This window comes from Pseudomonas avellanae BPIC 631, from assembly GCF_000444135.1.
GTDB lineage: Bacteria > Pseudomonadota > Gammaproteobacteria > Pseudomonadales > Pseudomonadaceae > Aquipseudomonas > Aquipseudomonas avellanae.
In genome coordinates this window covers 1-2,628 of record NZ_ATDK01000373.1, presented here as the reverse complement: position 1 = coordinate 2,628, position 2,628 = coordinate 1, and the positions used below count along the sequence as shown (strand labels likewise).

Annotated in this window: 1 protein-coding gene; it reads left to right on the top strand. The window is 50.3% G+C overall.

The annotated features are described in order from the left end of the window. The first annotated feature begins 517 nt into the window (after window positions 1-517). Window positions 518-2,581 carry an ATP-dependent nuclease gene (locus DW49_RS0122260; protein ID WP_024421409.1) on the top strand — a complete coding sequence of 688 codons (2,064 nt, stop codon included), beginning with the start codon at window positions 518-520 and terminating at the stop codon, window positions 2,579-2,581. Window positions 2,582-2,628: the final 47 nt, after the last annotated feature.

The following is a 2,628-nucleotide window of genomic DNA, read 5'->3' as shown; positions in this document are numbered from 1 at the left end:
TGTTTTCGAAAAAATCAGCCACCAACTAACGGAAAATTCAAATCTTATCAATAGCTTAGCTTGCAGGTTATGGGTAACTTATTTCGAAAACAGTACACTAGGTTCGAGCATGGACTTCATTCCACCCGCGAGTCCAACCACATGCCTCATCAATTATTCGAACTGAGATGGGATAATGTGAGCTGCAATGAGCCAGTCGCCCTAAAAGCCCGCCAGCAAAGCCCTCTCAATGCTTTGATGGTGATCGTTGGGGACGTAGAGGCTGTATCTGATTAGGTTTTGAATATCCTACACCCGTAGAGAATGCTCGTTGAGTCAGCTATTCATTAGCACATCAAACAACGTTTCGTGCCCCATTGCCCCATCGTCTCATGTGATAAAACTATTGCTGAGCAGCGTAATCGCTGCGCACTGCTGGGCGCCTGAAAGCGGTTTCTGTGGGAATATGATGCCTCTCACGTTACCATCGTTTACAAACGGACAAGGCTGTTCATGGGCGTTGGCGCTCTGGAGAATTATGCACATTTCCAAAATGACTTTGGTGAACTACCGAAACTTCAGCAACACAACGCTGAAATTTCAGCGGGGCGTCAACACCATCATCGGTGAGAATGGCTCAGGTAAGTCCAATATCCTTCGCGCAATCCGTTTACTACTGGACGACACTATGGTGCGCGCCGCCTATCGATTGGAAGAGTCTGACTTTTGCCGATCGCTCGGCGAATGGCGAGGCCACTGGATCATAATTAGTGTGGAGTTCGAAGAGATCAGCGCCGACGAGGCCGTGCAGGCGCTATTTCTTCACGGCACGGCTGCGTTCGAAGACGGACCGCTTGCTAAAGCCACCTATAACCTCATCTTCCGTCCGAAGAAGGAGATCCGGCTCAAGCTGGCTGCATTAGGTGATTTCGATGATGAGGAGCTTACCGAAATACGCAATGCCATCACGATTGACGACTACGAAACCGTGTTCACAGGAAGAAGTAGCGCCAACTTCAGCGACCCTTCTGTCTACCGATCAATCGTTGGCGATTTCGATGTGTGCAGTTTCAGCGCCGAGACAGAATTTCCTGAGATCGGGGCTAAAGTACCCGGATTTTTGTCGGTTACGAAAGAAGTGTCACTGACCTTCATCCAGGCCCTTCGGGATGTCGTGGCCGAGTTTCACAACAACCGAACGAACCCGTTGTTTGCCCTACTCAAGAGCAAGAGTGGGGAGATCGATCCAGTGTCGATGCTTCCTATAACCCAGATGGTCAGAGACCTGAATGCCTCTATCGAAGGGCTCGAAGACGTGCAGTCTGTTCGTAACCACATCCGCGAGACGATCAAGGATGCGGCCGGAGAAACCTACTCGCCTGCTTCGCTTTCGATTAAATCGGACCTACCAGACGAGGCAGAAAAATTATTTCAGTCGCTGCGCCTTTTTGTAGGCGAGGCCGATGACGGGTATGACGGTGGCATCCACGAGCTGAGCTTGGGCGGAGCAAACCTCATCTACTTGACGCTGAAGCTTCTTGAGTTCAAGTATCAGCGTGAGAAGCTTGCCATTGCCAACTTTCTGCTTATCGAAGAGCCCGAAGCGCACATCCACACCCATATCCAGAAGACTCTGTTCGACCGTATTTCCTACAGCGATGCCCAGATTATCTACACGACGCATTCGACCCACATCTCCGAAGTGAGCAATGTCACTAATGTCAACATTCTGGGACGGCAAGGCTCATATTGCGAAGCTTATCAACCCGCTACGGGGCTTGAACCATCAGAGGTGAGAAGCATCCAGAGATATCTGGATGCCGTCCGTAGCAATTTACTCTTCGCTAAAAGCGTGCTGCTCGTTGAAGGCGATGCGGAGGAGATACTGATCCCGATCTTGGTGAAAAAGGTGCTTGGGTTGAGCGTTGATGAGTTGGGTATTAGTGTCATCAATATACGCAGCACGGGGTTCAAAAATGTCGCAGTCCTTTTTCACGACCTCCGAATCCGCAAACGCTGTGCGATAGTCACTGACCTTGATACCACCTTCTTTGATGTGACGCCGCAGCCCACTGACCTTGAGTTTCTGGCAAGCAAGAAGCGCAAGGCGATAGCTTCCCAAAAAGCTGGCGCCGAACGCAAGGTTGGTCTCGATGCCTTTGTCGCTGGAAACCCTTGGGTCTCGGCCTTCTATGCACCACACACCTTTGAAGTTGACCTAGTCTCAGCGGGCAACGAGGAGGCGTTTGTTCGAGCAGCGAGCAAGGTCTATAAAGCGCCGCACACTATCAATGAAGCGGTGGAAGCCCTTCGATCAGGTCAGCCTCACTTAGTAGGTTTTCGTGCGCTGTTGATGGCTGAGTATGAAGGGAAAGGCTGGTTTGCAATCATGCTCGCCGAAGAACTGGACCATCAGGTAGCGATCCCTCCCTACATCTTGCAGGCCCTTCATTTCGCGCATGGGCAAATATCCCCTCTGCTGCTCGCCAGAATCCTACAGTATCGAGTTGCCCGCCAAATCTATGCCGATCCTTCAGCACAGCCACGACTAGTGTACTGTTTTCAAAATAAGTTACCCATAACCTGCAAGCTAAGCTATTGATAAGATTTGAATTTTACGTTAGTTGGTGGCTGATTTTTTCGAAAACA

Excerpts from the sequence above, each read along its gene's own strand:
- DW49_RS0122260 (WP_024421409.1), top strand. The coding sequence starts at position 518 with ATGCACATTTCCAAAATGACTTTGGTGAACTACCGAAACTTCAGCAAC.